The organism is Bacillus timonensis (genome assembly GCF_000285535.1).
GTDB classification, from domain to species: Bacteria; Bacillota; Bacilli; order Bacillales; family Bacillaceae_L; genus Ferdinandcohnia; species Ferdinandcohnia timonensis.
The window spans coordinates 1,066,674-1,090,936 of the sequence record NZ_HE610986.1; the positions used below are offsets into that span (position 1 = coordinate 1,066,674).

Consider the following 24,263-nt stretch of genomic DNA (forward strand, 5'->3'; position numbering starts at 1 on the left):
CCGACAAATTTATACATATACCCCCATTATTTTTATGTGAAAACCCCGGATTGTACTAATGTGACTCTAAACTTTCATAACCTACCTATGAAAAAAGCCCTCTTCCATAAGAAGAGGGCTTTTTCCTCCTCTTATCTCTCAGGTATTTGTACCTGATGGAATTAGCACCTTTTCAAGATTAATCTTGAAGGTTGCCGGGTTTCGTAGGGCCAAGTCCCTCCACCGCTCTGAATAAGAGTTCTTTATTAAATTAATACGTTTCTATTTTAGTTCATAAAAGGATTATAGTATGGGAAAAACTGAAAGTCAAACACTTTTCCAAAAATTGTACCATATTTGAATATTACTTCACCTTCAAATTTCTCACCTTTTCCTCCGTAGGTAGAGTTCTAAAATAGACCAAAAAAACATTTGTGTCATATTTGTGAAGCCTATTGCTATTATTGAAAAACCGCTGTATATTAAGAGTGTAGAAAGTTAGTGAAAAACTTCACAAACTTTCTACGCAAAAGCTGGCAGCTAAAGAACTTATATTTTTTTACAATAACTTGTGAAGAATTTCACAAATTAAAAATAAGGGGAGATTAAGATGAGAGCATTCTTAAAAGGACCTAAAATGGCAGTAATTTGGACAGTATTACGTATATGGTTAGGTATTCAATGGATTGAAGCTGGTTTTCACAAATTAACAGCTGGTGGATTTGATGCTGGTGGATTTATCCAAGGAGCCATCGCAAACGCAGGCGGAGATCACCCAGCAGTTCAAGGTTGGTATGCGGCATTCCTAGAAGGTTTCGCTGTACCAAACATTGAGTTATTCAACGTACTTATTCCTTGGGGTGAATTATTGGTTGGACTTGGATTGATTGTAGGATTTGCAACAATTCCAGCATTACTTGCAGGTGCATTTATGAACCTTAACTTCTTACTTGCAGGTACAACAAGCACAAACCCAGTACTATACACAGTAGCAATCATTCTCTTATCCGCAGGCGCTGCAACTTACTACTATGGTTTAGACAGATTCGCAGTACCTTACCTTACTAAGCGAATCAATGACAAAAAAGGCACAAAAGCTGCAGCACATGCTGCGTAACTAAAAAGGAGTTCTTCCCAAAATGGGAAGAACTCCTTTTGTATTCTACTCATCATCTATTTCGCCGTCACCAATTTCATCTTCCTCTTCTATTTCTTCAATTTTTTCGCCTTCTTCAAGCTCATCATCCCCACAACCGAATAAGAAAAACATCGGTAATGATAATAATAACAGCATGAACAACCGTTTCATCAAAGACCTCCTTTTTTTCTCTAGACTTTCCAATCAGCATCGAAATATGTAGACTAGAAATAGGCAACAGTAATAACAGTTCCAAAATGGGAGGTAAGAACAATGCGAAAAATAAAACTAGGAACCAGTTCATTAGAGGTACCAGTTGTAGCAGTAGGTTGTATGAGAATCAATTCCTTGGAAAAGCCCGAGGCAGAAAAGTTTGTTCAAACAGCTTTAGAAGTCGGAGCCAATTTCTTTGATCATGCTGATATCTACGGGAGTGGAGCGTGCGAGGAAATTTTTGCAGATGCAATACATATGAACGATGATGTACGAGAAAAAATCATTCTTCAGTCCAAATGTGGCATTCGAAAAGGAATGTTTGATTTTTCAAAAGAACATATCATCGAATCTGTTGATGGAATCTTAAAACGACTAAAAACGGACTATCTTGATGTTCTTTTATTACATCGTCCCGACGCACTTGTTGAACCTGAAGAAGTGGCAGAAGCATTTGATCAGCTAGAATCCTCTGGTAAGGTTCGACATTTCGGGGTATCTAATCAAAAGCCTATGCAAATCGAATTATTAAAAAAATATGTGAAGCAGCCAATCGTTGCAAATCAACTACAACTTAGCATACCTAATGCTCATATGATAGCAAATGGTGTTGCGGTTAATATGCAAATTGATCAATCCATTAACCGTGATGGAGATGTACTTGATTTTTGCCGATTACATGACATTACGATTCAGCCATGGTCTCCATTCCAATATGGTTTTTTTGAAGGTCCTTTCCTAGGTAATGAAAAATGTCCTGAATTAAATCAAAAAATTGATGAAATCGCTAAAAAATATGGTGTTTCCAATACCACTATTGCAATTGCATGGCTTTTACGTCATCCTGCCAACATGCAGCCAATTATCGGAACCATGAATATTCAACGCTTAAAGGATTCCGTGAAAGCTAGTGAGGTTCAGTTATCCCGTGAAGATTGGTACAGCATATTTCTAGCTGCTGGTTATCTTCTTCCTTAAATTAAAACAATGCGCCCGTCAATCGGTGACAAGCACAGGTCAATGATATACCTCGGTATCGGTGTTTTCGGGATTTTCTGTGTATCAATTATCATTTTTCAGGTCTGTGATTTATCGATTACCCCGGTTTCAACATATCATTTATCGTTTTTCAGCTCTGTGATATATCGTTTACCCTGTCTTCGCGATATCGTTTAGAGTTTTATGCTTGACTTGTGACCTCAAGCCGGCGGCAATTGGAGCTAGACTAAGACAAAGAGGCACCTCTCATTGAGGTGCCTCTTTCCCTTAGTTTTCCGTAAATCCTGTAGCAATTACTGTTACAATAATTTCGTCTTTTAAATTGTCATTGATAACCGATCCGAAAATCATATTTAAGTCCTCATGTGTTGCAGAAGAAATGACATCAGCTGCTTCCTGTATTTCAAAGAGGCTTAAGTTTCTTCCACCTGTAATATTTAAAATCACACCACGTGCGCCACTAATGGATGTTTCGAGGAGAGGACTATTGATTGCCTTATTGGCTGCTTCAACAGCACGGCCATCGCCTTTTGCCATTCCAATTCCCATTAACGCTGTACCTCTGTGGGACATGACCGTCTTTACATCCGCAAAGTCTAAATTGATTAACCCTGGTACAGCAATTAAATCAGAAATCCCTTGTACCCCGCGAAGTAGGACATTATCTGCTTCTCGGAATGCTTCAATCATTGGAGTACGTTTATCTACAATCTCTAGTAATTTCTCATTTGGAATGATGATTAATGTGTCTACCGCTTCTTTCATCTCGTCAATACCGGCATCTGCATTGACAGCTCGTTTGCGACCTTCAAATCGAAATGGTCTAGTCACTACACCGATTGTTAAAGAACCGAGCTTCTTTGCGATTCTTGCAATTTCTGGTGCTGCTCCTGTCCCAGTACCACCACCCATGCCGGCCGTGACAAAGACCATATCGGCTCCTCTTAGAGCATCTTCAATCTCTTTTTCACTTTCTTCAACAGCTCTCATCCCAATTTGCGGATTAGCACCAGCACCAAGTCCCCGTGTTAAGGATGCGCCAATTTGAATGACTACCTCTGCTTTTGATTGATTAAGGGCTTGTCCATCTGTATTCACCGCAATGAATTCCACACCTTCTACCCCTGCTTCAATCATTCGATTGACGGCATTATTTCCACCGCCACCAACACCTACTACCTTTATTCTTGCAAACTGATCTATATATGGTTCATACTCAAACATGACTTTTTCCTCCTTACCGCCCATAGCCACTTCCTAAAGAAGTCGAATTTATACTATATACTTCGTAGTACTACTTCGCTTTTTGTCACGAATTTCCTCTAAAAAGTGAAAAGAACCTTCTTTCCTTCATAAAAAGCATAAATATTCGATTATTTCTACAAACTAATACTAACATTTTATGAAAGGAAATAAGATATGAAAAAAACAAATGCTTTCATAATCGGTCTTCTTTTCTTTACATTTTTGTCTACTCTACCTACTGATGTGCTTGCCAATAGCCATGACAATATTTATGTTATTCAAGCTGGAGATACCTTACCCGAGATTGCAAAAAAATTTGAAACCTCTTTAGATGAGCTAAAAATAAGCAATGGACTCCAGTCTGATTTATTGGTAGTTGGCCAAAAGCTTTGGGTTCCCATTACCTATGAGGTTGGTGCTGGAGACACCTTACAAGAAATTGCTTCCCGGTTTCATTCATCCCCCGAACAAATTAAAGCAACAAATAAACTTTCAACTGAACAGCTTGTTCCAGGGCAGATTCTTAAAATTGCTCCAAAAAGAATGAATATGCAAGGCGAACATATTTTAATGACAAAAGAAGAATTTAAGGAATGGCTTATCAACCAAAAAATCAAACGAAAAGTAACCCTCATCCAACAGCATCACACATGGGTGCCAGACTATAGTCGATTTAACGGATCCAATCACTTTGGACTTTTAACGGGAATGGAAAATTTCCATAGAAACACGATGGGCTGGAAGCATATAGCCCAAAACATTACGACCTTTCCAGATGGAATGGTTGCTGTTTCAAGACCACTATACATTGCCCCAGAAGGTACCATCGGCAGCAAAGCTAACTCTATCGGAATTGCAATTGAACACATTGGAAACTTTGACCTTGGTCAAGATGTTATGACCAAAGAACAAAGTGACACAATTATTTATGTTAATGCTATCCTGTGCCTCAAATTTGGACTAACCCCTTCGATTGATAGCATCACCTATCATCATTGGTGGGATTTACGAAATGGGGAAAGGGTGTTGGATAAAGGACCAGACTACAATGTGAAGACCTGTCCGGGAACAGGATTTTTCGGAGGAAACTCCACAACTAGTGCCGAAAAATACTTTTATCCTCTCATCACTCGTAAAATGGGAGAGCTTCAAAAGGATCTGAAGTAAAACAAATCCCACTCACCTATATGAGTGGGATTCCTTAATGGCAGGTTTGCTACCCGCTCTCTTTTCAAGCTTACGAAATAAGCTAAATCAAGATATGTTCTTTCTTAAAATACTCCGGTTGTTCCCGCTTAAATTCATATAAATGTGCAATCCCTTTTGTGATATGTTCATTTACAATTTCTTCTGTTGCTACAACATCTTTATTCTGCAAAGCATGAAAGATGGCTCTATGCTCATCTAAAATAGCTATCCACTCTGAGGCCTTCGTTGTGATTAAACGTAGCATTCTAACGCGTTTATACTGCCCATTCAATTGATTGATTCCTTGCCAAATACGGTCCATTCCTAACCCTTTATAAATGAGTTCGTGAAATTCATCATCATAGGCTAAAAATTCCTTGGGATTTTCTTCTCGTAGAGCAATTTCTTGTAGCGTTAAACATTTTTCTAATTTATATAATGTTTCAGATGTTAAATTTTTCGTTGCCTCACGAATGACAGCAAGCTCAACTGCTTTCCTCATAAATCGGGATTCCTCAATCTGCTTCGGATCTATTAAAGACACAAACGTCCCAATCTGCGGCTTTACATCAATTAAATCCTCCTTCGCAAGTTGCATCAGTGCTTCTCTAATCGGAGTTCTGCTCACACTAAGTACGGCCCCAATTTCACTCTCTGATACCGGAGTACCCGGCTTTAACGATAAATCTATAATTTTTTCATATAAATAGGAGTATACAAATTCCCTTCTCGTACCCCTATCATTTTTTCTAACTTGATTGTATTTCACCGATACCCTCTCCTTGAACGAGTCTCACCCTTTATGAAAACGCTTGCTTTTATATTAGTATAGTAGCATATTATTATTCTACTAATCAATTTTATATTAGTAATGAGGTACCATTTTATCCAAAATAAAAGCCTTAGCTAATCGCTAAGGCCCTTTATACTTACATATTTAAAAATTTCACGCAAACTGGGTATGGTACGGTAATATCTGAATCGATAAGCGTTAATTTTCCTGTTTGTTCGTCTCTTGCATATAACACTAGGTTGCTTGATTCTTGATTTGAACCCACAATGAATTTTTCGGTTGGGTCAAATACAAAATCACGCGGCCAATCTCCTTCTGATGAGACCATTTCTACTAGTTTGAGTTCGCCTGTTGACTCATTCACCTGAAAGACAGCGATGCTATTATGTCCACGGTTTGACACATATACAAATTTTCCGTCTTTCGAAATATGAATGGCACTACCCTGACTGTTCTCAGTAAAATTCTCTGGAATCGTTGAAATATACTGAAGCTCATCAAAACTGCCATTACTACTATCATAAGATAAAGCAATCACTTCATTACTTAGTTCCGTCATCAAGTATGCGTATTTTCCATTTGGATGGAGAGCAATATGTCTTGGCCCGCTTCCTGGTCGAACCGTTAAGCAATTTACCTCCCTTAGCGTTCCGTTGTCTATTTCATATGTAATAAGTTTATCGATTCCTAAATCGACTGCCACCACATACTTTTCATCTGGTGTAAAACCTGAAAAATGTGTATGCGGTTTTTCCTGTCTTTCATGTGGTCCTGTTCCCTCATGTGCAACGATTGATTGCGAAGATTCGATTTTTCCACTTGCACTATTAACAGAATAAAGCTCGATGGTACCTTTATGATAATTTGCTGTAACAACTTGATTATTCGCCTTATTCACACTAACATGGCAAGGAGATGCTCCTTCTTCAACCTCATTGTTTACTAGTTGTAACTCGCCATTTTGAGCATCAATCGAGTAAGCTGCGACACCACCTGATTCTCCATCCTTTACCACTGAATATAGAAAGCGATTGTCCTGACTCACTGTGACATATGTAGGATTTCCTAAAGTGGCTGCAAGCTTTACGTCCTGTATTTTTTGTTCATCTGTATTTAATGTAAAGGTATAAACCCCTTTACTGTCCCCTTTTGTATAGGTACCAACATATCCAGTAAATTTGCTCATTTTGTAAACCCCTTTCGTTTAATCTATATTTTGTTGTTCCAGCTTGTTATTTCAACAAAACTCTTTGGTCGAGTAACTGTCGACTTTTGACTAGGTGTCATTTAAGACAATGTTCATCCACAACCCCTACCCGAAACAGATTATCCTTATCAGTAATATTCCTTTAGCATCTCTTCAATCGCGTAGGCTACTCCATCTTCTTCATTCGTTTTTGTATGAAATGTACAGAGGTTTAAAATTTCCTCATCAGCATTTCCCATTGCAACGCCTCGTCCTGCCATTTCTAGCATGCTTTTGTCGTTTAGATTATCTCCTAATGACATAACATCCTTCATTTCAATTCCCATGCTGTTTGCCAATTCCTTGAGTGCTAGTCCCTTTTTAGCCTCTGGATGGTTAAATTCAAGATTTAAATATCCGGAAGAAGTAATCACCACTCCACCCTCATCTTTTAACTCATTAAAGACTTTTTCGTGACTATCCTCATCTTCCGCAAAGCTTAACAGTTTATAAATTTTCAGATCATCGATTGCCTCCAACTGATCGTAATCCTCAACAAACTGTACACTCTCATTTTGAAAACGATATTCAATTTTTTGGTTGATTTCCTCGTCTGTCAATTCAGGTTGGACTGTTTTCCACCATCTAGTCATTCTATCAATAAATCGATCTCTTCCAAACGAAAATAATCCCTTATTTGTAAAAAACTCAGTATACATTTTTCCATTGTGACAGGCTGTGTACACTTTTTTACAAACCACTTTATCCATTGGAATATCTCGTAAAACATTTCCATCTATATCAAACGAACTAGCGCCGTTCAAGGTAATAATTGGGCAAGTTAGCCCCACTTCCTTAATAGGCATTATAGCAGCATCATAAGACCTTCCGGTTACAACAACAAATTTGATTCCTTTGTCCAATGCCTTTTGAATGGCACGCACATTTGCCTCACTAACTTTACTATTTTCATTTAATAGCGTCCCATCTAAATCCGAAGCAATTAGTTTCATCTCGAAAATCCTCTCTTTTACTAAATCAATTGCACCCATGCAAATTGTACTCTTACTTCATTTATTTCACCAATAATTAGTAATGGTATACTTCGCCTGTATAAAATTAAAAAACCTAAATAAACTGTCCTCAAAAAGAACCACCTTATTTAGGTTTTACCTGATTTACCAGTAACAATCCTAAATTCTATTATAACAAGATATACAATTATTACAAAATTATCGATAGATTGCATGAAAAAGGCTACTTCCGACAATACGCCGTTAGTAGCCTTTTTATTATTCTTCAATTGGATTTGGATTCAATGACCCATGTTTAATGATGCTAATTACAAATCCGATAATTCCACCTACAATAGCAGGCACAACCCAACCTAATCCTACTGAATATAAAGGTAAGATTGATGTAAATAGTTCATTAATAGCAGCAATTTTTACCCCAGCTGCATTTAAGCCATCATTAATTGAAAAGATGAATGTAAAGAATGTACTCATTTGGTATACTTCCTTGCGCCCCTTGAATAGAGGGTGTAAGAAGGTTAACGCCATTAAACTGATTGCTAAAGGATATAGCGCAACTAACACTGGAATTGAGAAGTTAATAATCGAACTTAACCCAAAATTTGAGATCACTGCACTGAATAAAGTAAAGATAACAGCCCACTGCTTATAAGAAAGAGCAGGAATTAGTTTTGAGAAATAAGCCGCACAAGATGTAATTAGACCAATACTTGTTGTTAAACACGCTGCCACAACGATTACTGCAAGGATGACCTTACCGTACCAGCCAAAAAAGTGTTGAGAAGAAGCAGCTAAAATAGAACCACCATTATCTAAAAACCCAAGGCCTTCTACACTTGTAGCACCTAAAAATGCTAATGAAGAATAAATGACCGCCAATAATACCCCAGCAACTAAGGCCACTTTACCAGTTGAAACCATGATTTCTTTCTTAGTTCTTGCACCGCGTTCTTTCATGATATTAATAATGATTATTCCAAAGACAAATGCAGCAAGTGCATCCATTGTGTTATAACCTTCCTGGAAGCCTTTAAAGAAGCTATTTGTCAAATAGGTTTCTGTTGGCTCTTGAATCGCTCCAATTGGATTAACAAATGCAGCGATAATAAGAATGGCAATCACCACTAATAAAATCGGTGTTAACAGTTTCCCTACAATATCAACAATCTTACTAGATTTAAGTGAAAAGTATAATGTAACCCCGAAAAAGACGATCGTAAATAACAATAAAGGTAAGTAATTTGATTGATTTTCTAAGAATGGAACGATCCCAATCTCATATGCAACTGTATTTGTTCTTGGTATTGCAAATAAAGGACCAATTGTCAAATAAAGAGCTACCGTAAAGAAAATTCCATATATCGGATTAACTCGGCCTGCTAATGATTCCAAATCACTCTTACCTGAGAAGGCCAAAGCCAATATGCCAAGAACAGGTAGGCCCACCCCAGTTATAATAAAGCCCGCATTTGCTGAAAAAACATTACCTCCTGCTAACTGACCTAATTGTACAGGAAAGATTAAATTCCCCGCCCCAAAGAATAATGCAAACAACATAAATCCTACCGCTACTATGTTGCCAAATGAATCTCTCGATGACATATCTATTCCTCCTAAAACACCCTAGACACCCTTATTAATAGAAGTTTTCCGGATAACATATCTAGAGCATAAAATTATACTAGTAAACTGTCTTGCTTACAAACCTCAATTTGATAGTCATTAATATATCACACAAAATATTCAAAATCAACACTTTTCAGAAAATAAAATTATATCAAAATATTTAATAATAAATGTAATTACTGGAATATAGTTCCATTGAACCAGAGGGACGGTTCTTGCGGTTCATATGAACTAGTATGCCCTCATTTCACATGCAGGAAAACGACCTGTATACATAGAATTTCATATACAAAATCTAAATGAATTGGAAGTGAAGATCAAATGAAGATTGCCGTTTTATCGGATATTCACGTAGGATTGAATCGAAAAAACACGGGGACGGACATTATGTCACAATTAACAAAATGGATTGCTAGCCACTCCCCTGATGTTTTTATCTTAGGTGGCGATTTAACAGCAGGTCCTGTTAAGAGCCTAAATCTGTTAAATCAATTGCAAGACGAATTTCCAAAACTGAAACTATTATTTGTACACGGAAATCATGATATCTACCATGATGATTCTAAAGTTGCTTATGAGAAGCTGTTGGAATTCCCAGGTAATCTAGGAAATGGACCAGTCGAATTGAACGACAACTGGGTAGTGATTGGTGATGGGGGCTGGTATGATTACACGTATGGTATCGAGGAATTTACAGAGGAGCAATTTATAGAAGGTACATATAATGACTTTACATGGCCAGATAAAATTAACGCCCATTGGCCAAACTCAGACCAGGTTGAAACGAAACAATACCTTAAAAAACTTGAGGATTGGCTTAGAGTCTATCAAGGGAAAAATATCATCATGGTCACACATGTTGTTCCTTTCTCTCGATATATTCAAATTAAGAATGACCCAAGCTGGGACTTCTTTAATTCTATGATGGGAAGTAAGTATTTTGGTAAGTTAGCAAAAAAATACGAAGTAAAAAAATATATTTTCGGACACATCCACACCAGATACCATGAGCAGTATAACGGAATTGAAGTCATCTGTAATCCTCTTGGCTATTACCCGCACGAATGGAATTCTATGAATGCTGAAGAAGAAATTTTCTCTACAATTAAAATCTTAGAGATTTAAATGTAACCTGCATCATTTGATGCGGGCTTTTTTTCGAATAAGAACTAATATCTTCGAACAAATTAAAAAAAACTCGATTCGAAAGGACTGTTTTACATGATAAAAAACAGCATCAGGGTCTTTATCGTTTTATGTTCGATAGTTGCAGCAGTTCTGCTTCCTAAAAAATCCTATATAAAATATCTACCTGTAACCTTATTTTCTACCAGTGTTCTACTTTTTGAAATCTTCTATTTTACTGTACATAAACTTTGGAAAGTAAAGGGTGGCGTTGGCGCAATGGTATGTGACACCTGTATATTAATTTTAGGACCGTATTTTTTTGCGAATTATTGGGTGTTCAGTCTATCGAAAGGAAAGTTAATCCCATACACCCTTATCAATCTTGTGGCTGATTGGATATACGCCTTTCCACTTGTTTCCTTATTAAGGAAGCTACACTTTTTTAAATTAAAAGTGAGTTCGGCTAGTTTTTTTACATTAATTTTCTCAAATGCTCTCATGAATTTTATCTTCCACAAATTTTATGAAAAATGCATCATCCCAAAGCAATCAACGAGTGATCAAGAACTTAGCCCAGCAGACTTTCTCTAATTGTTAACACAAAAATGAAAAGGGACCATATCATTCTTATGGTAAGAATGGTATGGTCCCTTTTTAATAATACTTTTATCAAACAGTCATTTAACGTGTTACTTCACTACAGTATCGGCCCCACCTTCGCCAAATACCATGATGACCACACATGTCATCCACCTGACTTTATTATAATTGATAGCGCTTTCATTATCAACAAAAACAATTCCCCAAGATTCGACACCAGAACCCAAAGGGACCACAGGGACGGTTCTAGTGGTCCTCCCCTTACTTGAACTCAACCCGTTTTCAACCCCTCATACTTAAGAGCTTGTCTTTCCATAAACCGGTGAAATGCTCCAATCGCAAAACCTAGCCAAGTAGCACTAGCAAAATAGCCCCCTACTATATCGGTAGGGTAATGAACTCCTAAATAGATTCTACTTAGTCCAATTCCTAAAATCATCATCCCACTCAATACGAACAAGACCATGCGCTCCCACCTGACCGGAATATGCCGCCACAACAAAAACGTCAAAATTCCATAAAACGTGACAGCATTCACGGCATGGCCACTTGGAAAACTATAGCCTGAGATTTCAACCAATCTGTAAAAATCCGGTCTAGCCCGTTTAAACAGCTCTTTTAGAATAAAATTCAATATCGGTGAACCAACCATAACCCCAATAAATAAAATTAATTCACGGCGGTGGTCCAACACTTTATACAGAAAAAACAATAGGATGAGAGAATTGATAATAATAACCGGTGCCGATCCAATAAAAGATAGAAACTTCATTAAAGTGGTAAGCCACCCTGACTCCCATCCTTGTACCACGGAAATCACTCGACTATCAAAGCGAATAATATCATGGCTATGTACAAAATAAGACAATAAGCTGAACAAACTAAGGGAAAAAAGACAAATGGTAAAAGCCACTGATAGCTGAAACTTTAAGTTCATGTACGCCACACTCTTTTTTTTAACTCTTAGTATTTTTGACTTAAAGAAAATTATACAATTGAAGTATTCCACGTATCGAAACTGGGTGTGATAAAATAGAGGAACATACTATAGTATTTGTAGGAAAAGGTTGTGTAATGTTTGAAACGAATGCTTGCGATTAGTGATATTCATGGTGATATAGACAAATTTGAGCGGCTATTAGAGCTTGTTCAATATGATGACAAAATCGATCAGCTTTTGCTGTTAGGAGACTATGTAGATCGTGGGCCTAACTCAAGAGCAGTTATAAATAAAGTTATTGAATTACGAAATAAGGGCGCGATTGCATTAATTGGCAACCACGAAAAAATGATGTTGGAAGCTTTCCGTGCCGATTCAATGAGCGTTAAAAGATGGTTCTACAATGGTGGCATTAAAACCTTACAAAACTACGGCTACCATATTGAAAAAGATGATGCGAAATATTGGTACACAACAGAGGAAATGCCAAACCTTCTTCAAATAAACAAAGAAATTCGCCCTCATTTAGAAACCTTAAAGGAATTTCCTTACTATTATGAGACAGACACTCATATTTTTGTCCATGCAGGGGTTCATCCTGAAACACCATTGGAGTCAACTGACCCTCATTTATTAGTATGGATTCGTGAGGAGTTTCACAATGGATATGCTGGCGAAAAGACCGTTGTCTTTGGCCATACACCAACCAAATACTTACATAAAAGCAATGAAATGTATTTCGGTAATAATAATATCGTTGGCATTGATGGCGGCTGTGCATATGGCGGTAGACTTTATTGCTTTGACGCTACGAATTCACAAATTTTTTATGTTGAATAAGCTACATAAGGACGGTTCAAAGTGTACCAGGAGAACCGTCCCTATGGTTCCTAATAATCTCCACAAATTTTGTTGTGGCGGGTGATAGTGGAGTGGTTTTTACGTAACAGATACCGATACTTCGTTTTGGGATTTCTTCTGTTAGGTGCACCTCATGCAAGATGCCCTTTTTTAGATACTCTTGGGAAAATTCTTTGGTAACAGAGGCAATTCCCAGATTGATTTTCGCAAACTCTAGTAATAAATCGTGTGAGCCCAGTTCAAACTCCGGGGATATCCGAAGCCCCTTAGATAATAAAAATTCCTCCACATATTTTCGAGATATAGATTTGGGTTCTAGAAAAATTAAGGGATGTTTGGTCAATTCAGCCATACTAACTGACTGTGGTAATAAACGCTTATAATTTTTTCCGCATACAAAAATATCGTGGATATCCATGCACGGTATTTGCACTAAAGCAGAGTCATCCACTGGAAAGTTACATATCGAAAGATCAACCTCTCCTAACTTTACTAAAGATATCAGCTCCTGGGTTGTCCCATTTTCAATTTTAAACTTTATATTAGGGTATTCCGTGTGGAAGATTTCTAAATACGGTAGCAAAAAATACTTTGAGATGGTATCCCCTACGCCAATTCTCAACTCTCCCTTTGCTAAATTCTTAAATTCTAAAATCATTTCCTCACCGACATTGATAAGATTCATAGCAGAATGAACATATTCATAGAGAAGCTTACCTTCATCTGTCAATGAAACTCCTTTTGGTGTGCGATTAAAAAGCCGTATATCCAATTCTTTTTCTAACTGCATCATCGATTGACTGACTGCAGGCTGTGTCATGAACAGTTCCTTTGCAGCTTTTGAAAAGCTCCCATTTTTAGAAACTACACTAAAAACCTTATATAAATCTAATTTCCCAATCATATAAATTCTCCTTATACCCAGTATTAGTTATATTAACTTTACTTATATCACATTATAGATGTATAGTACTAGTGGGTATTATTTAATATTAATCTTATCAGCATGTAGGAGTGATTCTTTTGGAAAGAGTAGTTGGAACAGTTGTAAGAGGTTTACGTGGACCAATTATCAATAAAGGCGATAACATTGAGCAAATGGTTGTTGAAACTGTATTAACAGCTTCTGAAGTTGAAGGTTTTGCTATTCAAGACAAAGATATCGTTACAATTACTGAATCGATTGTTGCTCGTGCACAAGGAAACTATGCAACAATTAACGATATTGCACAGGATGTACAAGCTAAGTTTGGCGATGACACTGTCGGCGTGATTTTTCCAATTTTAAGCCGTAACCGTTTTGCAATCTGTCTTCGTGGGATTGCAAAAGGTGCAAAAAAAATTGTTCTTATGTTAAGTTATCCTTCAGATGAAGTGGGTAACCATTTAGTTGATATTGATTTACTAGATGAAAAAGGCGTAAATCCTTGGACTGATGTATTAACAGAACAACAATTCCGTGAACTTTTCGGACATAATAAACATCCTTTTACTGGGGTGGATTACATTGATTACTATAAATCATTAATCGAAGAATATGGGGTTGAATGTGAAGTCATTTTCTCAAATAACCCAAAAACCATTCTTGATTACACAAAGAGTGTACTAACTTGTGACATTCACACAAGATTCCGTACTAAGAAAATTTTAAAAGCAAACGGCGGCGAAAAAGTATATAGCCTTGATAATATTCTTTCAGAGTCAAATAACGGCAGCGGCTGTAACGAACAATATGGTTTACTTGGTTCAAATAAAGCAACTGAGGAAAGTGTGAAGCTATTCCCACGTAACTGCCAACCTATCGTTGATAAGATCCAAGAGGTTCTTAAAGAGAAAACTGGTAAAACGGTTGAAGTTATGGTGTACGGTGACGGTGCTTTTAAAGATCCTGTCGGAAAAATTTGGGAGCTTGCTGACCCAGTTGTTTCCCCTGCATACACAGCAGGTCTTGAAGGGACTCCAAATGAGGTTAAATTGAAGTATCTTGCTGATAACAATTTTGCTGACTTAAAAGGTGAAGAACTTAAAAAGGCTATCTCTGAGTTCATTGAAAACAAAGAAGGCGACCTTGTAGGGCAAATGGAAGCACAAGGCACAACACCTAGAAGACTTACTGACCTTATCGGTTCTCTTTCTGATTTAACATCAGGAAGTGGCGATAAAGGTACTCCATTCATCTACATCCAAGGTTATTTTGATAACTATACAAAATAATAAAACAGCCAGTCCCTCGCGAAAGGATGCGGGGGATTTTTTTATCGGAAACATGTTTCATTTTTACGGATTGTGGTATTCTCTTACTAAAAGAAAATAGATAGGCTACGAGAAAGGATGATATTTTGTTAGATATACTTAGTTTCAATTGGGAGGCCCTGCTAATCAAAGTAGGAATTATTGTTTTAAAAATAATTGGGATTTTCATTGCGTTTATCATTGTAAAAAAAATCGGGAACAAAGTAATTGACCGCACCTTTACGAGATTACAGGAAAAACAAAATGTTTCCATAGGAAGAGCCCATACGCTTCAAAAGCTAATGGAAAATGTCCTCTCTTATACGTTGATTTTTATATTTGTCGCGTCCTTATTCAGTATTTTTAATATCTCTGTTGCAAGTCTAATTGCAGGTGCAGGAATCGTGGGACTAGCCATCGGTTTTGGAGCCCAAGGACTTGTGAGCGATGTTGTAACCGGCTTTTTCTTACTACTTGAAAAGCAAATTGATGTGAATGATTATGTAACAATCGGGGCTATTGATGGAGTTGTGGAAGCTGTAGGATTACGTACCACTCAAATTCGAGGCTTCGATGGCACCTTGCACTATATTCCGAACCGAGACATCACAAGTGTGAGTAATCATTCACGGGGAAATATGCGTGCCCTTGTTGACATAGGAATTGCCTATGGAGAAGACATCGATAAAGCCATAACTGTCATGCAAGAAGTATGTGACCAAATAGCAGCTGATAACCCTGTTATTGTGGAAGGCCCAAATGTCATTGGAGTTCAAGCACTTGGTGCATCAGATGTGGTTCTACGTGTCATTGCCAAAACAGAAAATGGCGAACATTGGGGTGTCGAGCGTCAGCTTCGAAAAGCAATTAAAGAAGCTTTTGATGCAAATGGAATTGAAATCCCATTCCCACATCAAGTTACCATTCATCGAAATGGAGAAAACCCAGAAAAAATGGTACAAAGTTAATTTAAAAAAGGGGCAACCAGTCAAAACTGGTGCCCCTTATCTTTTTATTTAGTAAAATCAACGACTTCTGTTTGATCTAAAGTAATCATTGTCTCACTTGGCTTTGTTTCAGCAATGATTTTTCCATTTCTGAATGAATAGCGAACCTTTGCTTGTTTACGGATTGTTTCGTACTCATTTTCAGCAGACATGACAACGAAGTTTGCTGGTTTTCCTACTTCAATTCCATAGCGATCTTCAATGTGTAGAGTTTTTGCACTATTTGCTGTAACCAAATCAATCGAATTGATAATTTGCTCATATCCCATTAATTGAGATGCGTGAATTCCCATATGGAGAACCTGAAGCATATTGCCTGTTCCTAGTGGATACCATGGGTCAAAAATATCATCATGACCGAAGCATACATTTAATCCGGCTTCAAGGAGCTCTTTTACACGAGTGAGTCCTCTGCGTTTTGGATACGTATCAAACCGTCCTTGTAAATGAATGTTTACAAGCGGATTCGATACAAAATTGATATTTGAAAGCTTTAATAAGCGGAAAAGCTTGTACGTATATGCATCATTATAAGAACCCATCGCTGTTGTATGGCTTGCTGTTGTGCGCGTTCCAAGTCCACGCTCATACGCTTCCTTCGCAACTACCTCAACAAATCTAGATTGTTCATCATCAATTTCATCACAATGGATATCGACCAAACGGTCATATTTTTCCGCTAAATCAAAGGCAATTTTCATTGACTCGACACCATATTCACGTGTGAATTCAAAATGTGGAATACCACCAACGACATCAGCACCCATTTTAAGGGCTTCTTCAAGCAATTCGGCCCCATTTGGATAGGATAAAATTCCTTCTTGTGGAAATGCCACAAGTTGAATGTCTACATAATCCTTCATTTCCTCTTTCACTTCAAGCATTGCTTTTAATGCCGTTAGGGTAGGGTCTGTTACATCAACATGTGTACGAATATGCCCGATTCCTTGAGCAATTTGCCATTTTATCGCTGTTTTCGAACGATTTTTCACGTCCTCATGTGTCAAAAATGCTTTCCGTTGTGTCCAGCGCTGGATTCCTTCAAATAAAGTTCCGCTTTGATTCCACTCTGGTTCACCAGCCGTTAAAGTCGTATCCAAGTGGATATGTGGCTCAATGAAGGGCGGCAAAACAAGCGCGCCACCAACATCAATAACTTCTTCGTTCGCCACTACTTCACCTAGTTCTTGCGTAACCTTCTCAAATTGACCATCTTTAATAGATAAATGCCAGAGACCTTCTTTTCCTCGTAATGTTGCATTTTTAATAATCAACAGATATCACCTTTGCTTCCTTAACTTTTTTAATAGCCGCTACTTTCATGAATACGTAGTAAATAACTGCTGTTCCTAGTAATGCATTCAGTGGTGTAATTCCAGGCGCAACTTGCGCAAATCCTACACCGACAGCCCATGCTGAAATTGAGATCCAGTTTACTGATTTAAACTTCATTTCCTCAAATGCAGCATATTCTCTGCGTTTTACAAAGAAGTAATCTGTAATGATGATGGCACCAATAGATGGAATTGCTGCACCAAGAAGTGTCAAAAACCCAACAAAATTGTTGTACATCCACATTGCAAGTATCGTTCCTACTAAACCATTTACTACTACAAATACCTTCTTCGGAACCTTCGTAATATTCGCAAACCCTAAGCCTGATGCATAAAGAGCATTGTCATTTGTTGTCCAAATATTTAACCCCAATACGATAATTGCTGGAATCATTAATCCTTGTAGGAACATCACCTCTGAAATATCCGCCAAACCATAAGACATAGACCCGATTGCACCGAATAAGAACATTAAAGAGTTACCTAAGAAAAAGGCAATCACGGTTGCTACAACCGCCGAGCGTGACGTTTTTGCAAATCGTGCGAAGTCAGGTGTTAACGTCCCCGCACTAATAAATGACCCGACACAAATCGTTAGTGCTGCTGAAATTGTCATTGACACAGTTGGCTTATACTCCATCAGAGCCGATAGTCCACCCAATGATTGAGTAGCTTCCACTGCTGAATAACTACCAAGTACCGCAATCGCGGGTACCGCTACAAAACCTAAAATAACCAGTGCTTTCATACCAAAAATGGAAGTTGCTGTCATTGCTAATCCAAAGGTGAAGATTAAGGTATACACATTCCAATCCATTGCATTTGCAACTGGAACTGCAAACATTGCGACACCTACTCCAAACCAACCAACCTGTGTAAATCCTAATAAAAAGGATGGTAGATAAGATCCCTTATCACCAAACGCATATTTCGCCAAAAGATGTGTTGATAGTCCCGTCTTCGATGCTATATAAGCAAGGACCCCAGTATATATACCGAGCGCTAGATTCCCTGCTAACACAATTAAGATAAACTGAGTAAAAGTTAGACCCATTCCAATTTCTCCACCTGCAAGCATACTTGCTGAGAAAAATGTAAGGCCTAGCATAACTGATAAAGTCTTCCAAAAACCATTTCGACTAGATTGTGGTACTGCTTGCCATGAAAACTCTGAATCGATTTTTTTCATGATTTATTCCTCCTGTATGATCAATTCCGATACCAGAAGAAAGCAGAAAAAAAGAGGCTAATCACCAGGATTCCTGACAATTAGCCTCTTCATCTACTAGAAGGCACAGGGAAAAATTGCATACAAAACCCCACGCATTCTAATAAAATCCGCCGTCCTTGTCAGCCTCTCTGGACTGAATTAAAGGTACCAGTTATTTAACTAAACTCATTATTTCAGAAAATTAATTTCCCGTCAATCATTTTTTGGTTGGTAATGGCTGCCATAAAAAATGAGAAAGGCGGTGTAACTCTGCCTTTCTCTAATCTACGGGCCTATTACTCTTCCATTACCAGACGTCTTTTTCTTGAAATAATGAACATCACTGCTCCCGCTACTAGCAAAGAAGTCCCAAGTAAAAGCCAATTATAATGGTTTGTTGCTGTTTGAGGTAATTTACCTTTGGATGTAGTTTTCTTTGAATCATTTTTTGTATCTTTATAAGTATCCTTTAATGCGTATTAATTCACTAGTTCCCTTATATACACCGAAGCGAACACCATTCCACATTTAACTGAAAAATCTCCGCTTAATTAGATTTTGCTTGGTTATTCAAATAAGGACAAGAACACCTTATTTAATAGGGAAAGAGTTTTATCTCAAAATTCATGCATTGCGATGATCCGTATGGGGGATGAAGAACCCCCACCGAATGAAGTTGGTTTCACCTTATAATTTCTTCCGAAGCTCGGATGCTACTAATTGCATATCTTCAAGAAGCAGTGGATACAAATTCGGCCTTCTCCTAGCCGCAAGGGGATGGTACGCCACAGTCGTTTGATAGCCATTCATTTGATAGAAATTGCCCCTAAGCCCTTTGACTTCAAGCTCTTGGTCCTGAAAAAAGGATTGCACTGCCACATTGCCTAGACAAATAATGAGCTTTGGTTTCTGTTCCTCCAATTGGGCATATAGATGCTTCATGCAGATTTCCCTTGTCTTCCCTTTATCATAAGCACGTTTGGGCTGTCTTTTTACAATATAAGTAACATACATCTGCTCTTCATCTATCCCTGCCTCATGTGCTGCTTTCTGCAAGGTCTGCCTTGTTCCACAAACCATAGGATTCCCTTCACGATCTTCACGTGCACCCGGATTATCCAAAATAATCATAATCGGCGCCTTCGGGTTACCTTCTCCCCAGATCATCCGTGACCCATGCTCATACAACCCACATTCCTTGCAGTCTCTCTGGTCCTCAGGTGTCGGGTCCTCGTTCCACATTATCGGACAAAATGAATTCACTGTCTTCACACTCCTTAAAGTTAGGGTAACCAACACTCGGGAAAAATCTGATATTCGTTAAAAATTTAGGCATTACTAATAGAAAAGCCCTTTAAGAAAGGAACTGCCCTATGAAAAATATCAGGATGATCTATTTAAATGATATTAAAAATACGTTAACGAATTGGGTTGCGGCCGTTGTTATCTTATCTCTTATCCTCCTCCCTTCCCTTTATGCATGGTTCAACATCAAAGCTTCTTGGGACCCTTATGGCAATACCGATCAAATTCCAGTTGGCGTTGTTAGTGAAGACCAAGGCGCAATGGTTGAGGATAAAGAAATTCACGCGGGGAGTGACATAACAAAAACGCTAAAGAATAATCATTCGTTTGAATGGCATTTCATTGATTTTGATCAAGCAATTAAGGACGTAAAATCAGGAGAACTTTATGCGGCAATCGTCATCCCCTCCGATTTTTCTGAAAAACTCGGAACAGTTATAAGCGACCAGCCGACAAAAGCGACGATACAATATTATGTAAACGAAAAAGTGAACGCGATTTCCCCGAAAATTACCGAAAAAGGCGCAAGTGTTATTACCGAACAAATTACTAGTCAGTTTATCTCCACTGTAAATGGGATTATCTTTGATACTTTTAATAAACTTGGCCTTGAGATGGAACGAAACTTACCTGATATCGAACGATTTCAAACCTATGTCTTTTCAGTAGAAGAAAAAATGCCAACCATTAAATCATCACTTGATGATGCATATAGAGAAATAAATCAAGCAGAAGTAGTAATCGGGGATATTCAAGGATTAATTCCGAAGGCAAATAATATCACAAATCAAGCCTTAAAATCGATTGAAGATGCGAATGCATTCCTAACAAAAGCAGAGGCCCGCTTCAATGAATTGTCACCTATCATAAAAAAAGATTTGGCAAAGGTCCAGAACGCAACACAGGTAGTGGATGATTATATTCAATCTGTAGACATAAATTCTGCGGATGTAACAAAAGCCGAGTCGGATTTAGAGTCATTAAAAAATCTACTTATGGACTTGAAAAATGGGAATGAGAATCAGGGTATCAACAACAGCATTCAGCAACTAGAGTTACTTACACAAGATCAATCGAATGGGCAACTAAATGAAATCCAAACGGAACTCAATAAGCTCAAGGAACAGTACAATAGTCAATTACAAAGCCAAGATGTAGAGATAGAGAACACCATACAAAGTGTAAATTCCATCCAACAACAAATCAATGACATAAAAGAACAATCACAGGCAACTATACCTAGCTTAGAAGATATTCAAAACGATTCAAGAAACATAAAAAACCAGGTCGAGACCTTCATCAATCAATACAACAATGAAGTCGAGCCAAACATTCAAGCACAGTTTCAACATGCAAAAGATACGCTTCTAGGAGCTAAGGAAATTATTCTTGAAATACAACAAATCATACCAAGGATTGAATCAATTCTAGGGAATGCTAACGGTCAGCTCCAGGAAGGAAAAAACATTATCACAAGCGCACGAAATCAATACCCTTATCTCAATCAAAAGGTCCATGACCTTGCCGATAAAATACGAGACCTTAATCAAAAGGCCAATATCAACGATCTTATAGAATTACTGCGGAACGATCCTGTGGCAGAAAGAGGCTTCTTTGCTGAGCCCGTTGTTTTAGATTCTCATAAAATTTTCCCCATTCCTAATTACGGGACAGGCATGACACCATTTTATACCGTCTTATCATTATGGGTCGGTGGATTATTGATGATTTCCCTGCTTGCTATTGATGCACATGAATTTAAAAATATAGCAGGAAGAGATGAGTATTTTGGAAAAGTCCTAACCTTTTTGACAATCGGGGTATTACAAACCATTATTGTTACCGCAGGAGACATGTGGCTACTAGGAGTGGAGGTAGAATCGCCTTTTTACTTTATTTTGTTTAGTATTTTTATTAGCCTCATCTTTGTAATGATGATTTACACCCTAGTATCTGTACTCGGCAATGTCGGAAAGGCTCTAGCAATTGTGCTTCTTGTTTTACAAATTTCAAGTTCAGGTGGCACTTTCCCGGTTGTCCTTTTGCCTAACTTTTTTCAATACATTCACCCTTACCTTCCATTTACCTATGCAATCAGTTTAACGAGAGAAGCCGTAGGAGGAATTGTCTGGGAGACGGTTTACTATGATCTCTTTATCCTTACCTTATTCGGCATAGCCGCCATCATTTTTGGTGCATTGCTTAAGGAACCTATAAATAAGCTTGGTGCACCAATCAAACAAAGATTAAAAAAATCTGGACTGTTTCATTAAGTCCAGATTTTTCTCTATAGAACATTCTCACTAACGATTTGAACAATAAGCAAGACTGTCACAATCCGTAAAATTGGTTTGACATATTGAGGCTTTATTTTTTGCGCAATACGCACTCCTATTTGTGCCCCTGTAAAAGAGCCTAGCATCAGTGCTAATGCAACAGGCCAAATAATTTGACCTGTTACAATATAGGTCATTGCAGCACCAAAACAACTTGAAAATGTCGCAAGCCTGACTAATCCAACCGCACGAATGTATGCGATATTCAGATGATTATATAAATAAAGCATTAATGTCCCCTGTCCTGGTCCAAATAATCCATCATAGATTCCGATACTATATAGTCCAGGTGCACTAATTTTATTGAACTTCAATGGCTCATTTCCCGTGAAATCCCCTTTTCCGACAAATGAAACAATAAAAGCAAATAGTAGCAGGACAATCGCCACAATGTACATGTTTTCAGCTGAAATTCTTGATGCGATAAAGCCCCCGCTAATCCCACCCGAAAGACTAACAGGTATAATCCACATCGATTCTTTTAAAGAGAGTTCCTTTTTCCGTAGTAGGTAGAAGAAACTCGAGAATGAACTAATCGTATTGGAAACCTTATTCGCTCCGATTGCCGAATGAACAGGTACACCTAAAATTAGCATCGACGGCAAACTGATTAATCCCCCGCCACCAGCAAGCGTCCCCAAAGTCGTCGCACAAATCCCTATAAAAAATAGAATAATATATTCCATTCATACCACCCCTTGTACCTTAAGTATAGTAGGAAAAGGGTGATTAATAAAATTAATCTTTATTATCGAAACGGATAAATTTTTCTTATAACCAAGGACACAAAATGTTAAAGGAATTTTCACATTTATCTATTAGGTTTTCTTTTAAAATAAGGATATAAATAAGAAAGGAAGTGGAAAGTTTGTTACTAAAAGCTCGAACCGAATCTGATGAATTGTTAACTTTAAGATCGTTAAATATTCGAACGGATTTAACAACAAAAGAAAAGTTTCATTATCAAAACCTTGAAAGAGGTTATGAGGGAGAACTAAGGTTTGATTCCATGATAGAGGACCTTAGTGAAGAAAGGTATATTATCAATGACTTGTTGCTGGAAGTGAACAACTCCTTTTTCCAAATTGATACTTTGCTTATTTCACAGGGCATTATACACCCTTTAGATATAAAAAATTTTCAAGGGGACTGTTACCTTAGATCAGACAATCTTTATTCTGTGACAACCGGCCGTGAATATAAAAACCCTATAAATCAATTAAACAGAAGCGCTTCTCTATTCCGCCAACTACTCCAGAACCTTCACCAACATTTCCTAGTGGATGCCTCCATTATTTTTATCAATCCAGAATTCACATTATACCAAGCACCCCTTGAACAGCCTTTTATTTTACCCACTCAAATAAATCGATTTCTGAGAGATTTAAATAAGGGTTCGTCTCAGTTAAATGACGGGCACAGGAAACTTGCCCAAAAGTTACTGGAATTGCATCAACCAAAACATCCGTTTGCAAAATTGCCAGTCTATACTTATGAAAAACTTAAAAAGGGTACTTTTTGTAAAAACTGCAAGTCCTTTCGGATTACAATTAAACACCATCATCTAGTTTGTAATAACTGTGGGGTGCAGGAAAAAATAGACCAAGCTATATTGCGCAATGTGAAGGAGTTTTGTTTACTATTTCCCAATCATAAAATTACAACCCAAGCCATTTATGACTGGTGCAAACTGGACTTATGCAAGCGTACATATACCAGAGCCTTAAAGACAAACTATAATACTATTGGTAGCACAAAGAATACTTACTATAAATAGGTCTTAGAAAAAAATATTGTTGGATAAACCGCCCCGTCTGGCCATTCAGATGGGGTTTTTGTATTTTGTCCGAATGACGCTTCGATTCGGTCTCGTTTTCGCAGCTTTTCCTCGCTTCTGTCCAAATCAACC

The 24,263-nt window shown here is 37.7% G+C and carries 22 protein-coding genes, 2 pseudogenes and 1 riboswitch; of the genes and pseudogenes, 10 read left to right on the forward strand and 14 right to left on the reverse strand.

Features of this window, described 5'->3' with window-relative positions; genetic code table 11:
- Positions 1-128 precede the first annotated feature (128 nt).
- Positions 129-238: riboswitch (SAM riboswitch) on the reverse strand.
- 351 nt (positions 239-589) lie between these two features.
- A complete protein-coding gene (locus tag BTHG_RS13870; RefSeq protein WP_010677331.1) occupies positions 590-1,096 on the forward strand; it encodes a DoxX family membrane protein in 507 nt (168 codons plus the stop codon).
- A gap of 45 nt (positions 1,097-1,141) precedes the next feature.
- Here the strand turns inward: BTHG_RS13870 and BTHG_RS27100 are convergent, their stop codons facing one another.
- Positions 1,142-1,288 carry a hypothetical protein gene (locus tag BTHG_RS27100; protein ID WP_187370786.1) on the reverse strand — a complete coding sequence of 49 codons (147 nt, stop codon included), beginning with the start codon at positions 1,286-1,288 and terminating at the stop codon, positions 1,142-1,144.
- A gap of 102 nt (positions 1,289-1,390) precedes the next feature.
- On the opposite strand from BTHG_RS27100, the gene BTHG_RS13880 reads away from it, so the two are divergent.
- Complete coding sequence (locus BTHG_RS13880) at positions 1,391-2,308, forward strand: aldo/keto reductase (RefSeq protein ID WP_010677332.1); 918 nt, start codon at positions 1,391-1,393, stop codon at positions 2,306-2,308.
- A gap of 294 nt (positions 2,309-2,602) precedes the next feature.
- Here the strand turns inward: BTHG_RS13880 and ftsZ are convergent.
- A pseudogene (ftsZ, locus tag BTHG_RS25015) lies at positions 2,603-3,553 on the reverse strand (cell division protein FtsZ); the annotation flags it as partial.
- Between the two features lie 195 nt (positions 3,554-3,748).
- Here ftsZ and BTHG_RS25020 point away from each other — a divergent pair.
- Positions 3,749-4,741: a LysM peptidoglycan-binding domain-containing protein gene (locus BTHG_RS25020; RefSeq protein ID WP_010677334.1), complete on the forward strand. Its 993-nt coding sequence runs from the start codon at positions 3,749-3,751 to the stop codon at positions 4,739-4,741.
- An 82-nt stretch (positions 4,742-4,823) separates the two neighbouring features.
- Here the strand turns inward: BTHG_RS25020 and BTHG_RS13895 are convergent, their stop codons facing one another.
- The 4 genes from BTHG_RS13895 to brnQ all read right to left on the reverse strand — a co-directional run bounded on the left by BTHG_RS13895 (position 4,824) and on the right by brnQ (position 9,377).
- Positions 4,824-5,531: a GntR family transcriptional regulator gene (locus tag BTHG_RS13895; protein ID WP_010677335.1), complete on the reverse strand. Its 708-nt coding sequence runs from the start codon at positions 5,529-5,531 to the stop codon at positions 4,824-4,826.
- A 160-nt stretch (positions 5,532-5,691) separates the two neighbouring features.
- Positions 5,692-6,741: a lactonase family protein gene (locus BTHG_RS13900; protein WP_010677336.1), complete on the reverse strand. Its 1,050-nt coding sequence runs from the start codon at positions 6,739-6,741 to the stop codon at positions 5,692-5,694.
- Between the two features lie 149 nt (positions 6,742-6,890).
- Entirely contained in the window at positions 6,891-7,793 is a 903-nt protein-coding gene (locus tag BTHG_RS13905) for a Cof-type HAD-IIB family hydrolase (RefSeq protein ID WP_010677337.1), read from the reverse strand.
- A gap of 240 nt (positions 7,794-8,033) precedes the next feature.
- Positions 8,034-9,377 (reverse strand): branched-chain amino acid transport system II carrier protein, encoded by a 1,344-nt coding sequence (gene brnQ / locus BTHG_RS13910; protein WP_010677338.1) that lies wholly within the window; start codon positions 9,375-9,377, stop codon positions 8,034-8,036.
- Positions 9,378-9,722: 345 nt separating this feature from the next.
- On the opposite strand from brnQ, the gene BTHG_RS13915 reads away from it, so the two are divergent.
- Both BTHG_RS13915 and BTHG_RS25025 read left to right on the forward strand, forming a co-directional pair.
- Positions 9,723-10,526: a metallophosphoesterase gene (locus BTHG_RS13915; protein ID WP_010677339.1), complete on the forward strand. Its 804-nt coding sequence runs from the start codon at positions 9,723-9,725 to the stop codon at positions 10,524-10,526.
- Between the two features lie 96 nt (positions 10,527-10,622).
- Positions 10,623-11,120, forward strand: coding sequence for a hypothetical protein (locus BTHG_RS25025; protein ID WP_010677340.1), 498 nt, complete (start codon positions 10,623-10,625; stop codon positions 11,118-11,120).
- Between the two features lie 98 nt (positions 11,121-11,218).
- On the opposite strand, the gene BTHG_RS13925 is transcribed toward BTHG_RS25025, so the two are convergent.
- Positions 11,219-11,404, reverse strand: a complete 186-nt coding sequence (locus tag BTHG_RS13925) for a hypothetical protein (RefSeq protein WP_010677341.1) — start codon at positions 11,402-11,404, stop codon at positions 11,219-11,221.
- Positions 11,401-12,066: a phosphatase PAP2 family protein gene (locus BTHG_RS25030; RefSeq protein ID WP_042341735.1), complete on the reverse strand. Its 666-nt coding sequence runs from the start codon at positions 12,064-12,066 to the stop codon at positions 11,401-11,403. Before BTHG_RS25030 ends, BTHG_RS13925 begins: the two co-directional genes overlap by 4 nt.
- Positions 12,067-12,207: 141 nt before the next feature.
- On the opposite strand from BTHG_RS25030, the gene BTHG_RS13935 reads away from it, so the two are divergent.
- Complete coding sequence (locus BTHG_RS13935) at positions 12,208-12,909, forward strand: metallophosphoesterase family protein (RefSeq protein WP_010677343.1); 702 nt, start codon at positions 12,208-12,210, stop codon at positions 12,907-12,909.
- Between the two features lie 16 nt (positions 12,910-12,925).
- Here BTHG_RS13935 and BTHG_RS13940 read toward each other — a convergent pair whose 3' ends face one another.
- Entirely contained in the window at positions 12,926-13,834 is a 909-nt protein-coding gene (locus BTHG_RS13940) for a LysR family transcriptional regulator (protein WP_010677344.1), read from the reverse strand.
- Between the two features lie 119 nt (positions 13,835-13,953).
- Here BTHG_RS13940 and BTHG_RS13945 point away from each other — a divergent pair, with 119 nt between their 5' ends.
- A complete protein-coding gene (locus BTHG_RS13945) occupies positions 13,954-15,144 on the forward strand; it encodes a coenzyme F420-0:L-glutamate ligase (RefSeq protein WP_010677345.1) in 1,191 nt (396 codons plus the stop codon).
- 125 nt (positions 15,145-15,269) lie between these two features.
- Entirely contained in the window at positions 15,270-16,130 is an 861-nt protein-coding gene (locus tag BTHG_RS13950) for a mechanosensitive ion channel family protein (protein WP_010677346.1), read from the forward strand.
- 44 nt (positions 16,131-16,174) lie between these two features.
- Here the strand turns inward: BTHG_RS13950 and BTHG_RS13955 are convergent, their stop codons facing one another.
- From BTHG_RS13955 to BTHG_RS13965, 4 genes and pseudogenes are all read right to left on the reverse strand, one after another.
- On the reverse strand, positions 16,175-17,443 hold the full coding sequence (locus BTHG_RS13955; RefSeq protein WP_010677347.1) for a cytosine deaminase: 1,269 nt from the start codon (positions 17,441-17,443) through the stop codon (positions 16,175-16,177).
- Positions 17,433-18,692 (reverse strand): cytosine permease, encoded by a 1,260-nt coding sequence (codB, locus tag BTHG_RS13960; RefSeq protein ID WP_010677348.1) that lies wholly within the window; start codon positions 18,690-18,692, stop codon positions 17,433-17,435. Before codB ends, BTHG_RS13955 begins: the two co-directional genes overlap by 11 nt.
- Before the next feature lie 317 nt (positions 18,693-19,009).
- A pseudogene (locus tag BTHG_RS27955) lies at positions 19,010-19,138 on the reverse strand (LPXTG cell wall anchor domain-containing protein); the annotation flags it as partial.
- A 262-nt stretch (positions 19,139-19,400) separates the two neighbouring features.
- Positions 19,401-19,976 carry a uracil-DNA glycosylase gene (locus tag BTHG_RS13965; protein WP_010677349.1) on the reverse strand — a complete coding sequence of 192 codons (576 nt, stop codon included), beginning with the start codon at positions 19,974-19,976 and terminating at the stop codon, positions 19,401-19,403.
- A 110-nt stretch (positions 19,977-20,086) separates the two neighbouring features.
- On the opposite strand from BTHG_RS13965, the gene BTHG_RS13970 reads away from it, so the two are divergent.
- Positions 20,087-22,291, forward strand: a complete 2,205-nt coding sequence (locus BTHG_RS13970) for a YhgE/Pip domain-containing protein (protein ID WP_010677350.1) — start codon at positions 20,087-20,089, stop codon at positions 22,289-22,291.
- Between the two features lie 14 nt (positions 22,292-22,305).
- Here the strand turns inward: BTHG_RS13970 and BTHG_RS13975 are convergent, their stop codons facing one another.
- Complete coding sequence (locus tag BTHG_RS13975; protein WP_010677351.1) at positions 22,306-23,040, reverse strand: sulfite exporter TauE/SafE family protein; 735 nt, start codon at positions 23,038-23,040, stop codon at positions 22,306-22,308.
- 173 nt (positions 23,041-23,213) lie between these two features.
- Between BTHG_RS13975 and BTHG_RS13980 the strand changes: the two genes are divergently transcribed.
- A complete protein-coding gene (locus tag BTHG_RS13980) occupies positions 23,214-24,131 on the forward strand; it encodes a nuclease-related domain-containing protein (RefSeq protein ID WP_232284456.1) in 918 nt (305 codons plus the stop codon).
- Positions 24,132-24,263: the final 132 nt, after the last annotated feature.

Excerpts from the sequence above, each read along its gene's own strand:
- BTHG_RS13870 (WP_010677331.1), top strand. The coding sequence starts at position 590 with ATGAGAGCATTCTTAAAAGGACCTAAAATGGCAGTAATTTGGACAGTA.
- BTHG_RS27100 (WP_187370786.1), bottom strand. The coding sequence starts at position 1,288 with ATGAAACGGTTGTTCATGCTGTTATTATTATCATTACCGATGTTTTTC.
- BTHG_RS13880 (WP_010677332.1), top strand. The coding sequence starts at position 1,391 with ATGCGAAAAATAAAACTAGGAACCAGTTCATTAGAGGTACCAGTTGTA.
- BTHG_RS25020 (WP_010677334.1), top strand. The coding sequence starts at position 3,749 with ATGAAAAAAACAAATGCTTTCATAATCGGTCTTCTTTTCTTTACATTT.
- BTHG_RS13900 (WP_010677336.1), bottom strand. The coding sequence starts at position 6,741 with ATGAGCAAATTTACTGGATATGTTGGTACCTATACAAAAGGGGACAGT.
- BTHG_RS13905 (WP_010677337.1), bottom strand. The coding sequence starts at position 7,793 with ATGGGTGCAATTGATTTAGTAAAAGAGAGGATTTTCGAGATGAAACTA.
- brnQ (WP_010677338.1), bottom strand. The coding sequence starts at position 9,377 with ATGTCATCGAGAGATTCATTTGGCAACATAGTAGCGGTAGGATTTATG.
- BTHG_RS13915 (WP_010677339.1), top strand. The coding sequence starts at position 9,723 with ATGAAGATTGCCGTTTTATCGGATATTCACGTAGGATTGAATCGAAAA.
- BTHG_RS25025 (WP_010677340.1), top strand. The coding sequence starts at position 10,623 with ATGATAAAAAACAGCATCAGGGTCTTTATCGTTTTATGTTCGATAGTT.
- BTHG_RS25030 (WP_042341735.1), bottom strand. The coding sequence starts at position 12,066 with ATGAACTTAAAGTTTCAGCTATCAGTGGCTTTTACCATTTGTCTTTTT.
- BTHG_RS13940 (WP_010677344.1), bottom strand. The coding sequence starts at position 13,834 with ATGATTGGGAAATTAGATTTATATAAGGTTTTTAGTGTAGTTTCTAAA.
- codB (WP_010677348.1), bottom strand. The coding sequence starts at position 18,692 with ATGAAAAAAATCGATTCAGAGTTTTCATGGCAAGCAGTACCACAATCT.
- BTHG_RS13970 (WP_010677350.1), top strand. The coding sequence starts at position 20,087 with ATGAAAAATATCAGGATGATCTATTTAAATGATATTAAAAATACGTTA.
- BTHG_RS13975 (WP_010677351.1), bottom strand. The coding sequence starts at position 23,040 with ATGGAATATATTATTCTATTTTTTATAGGGATTTGTGCGACGACTTTG.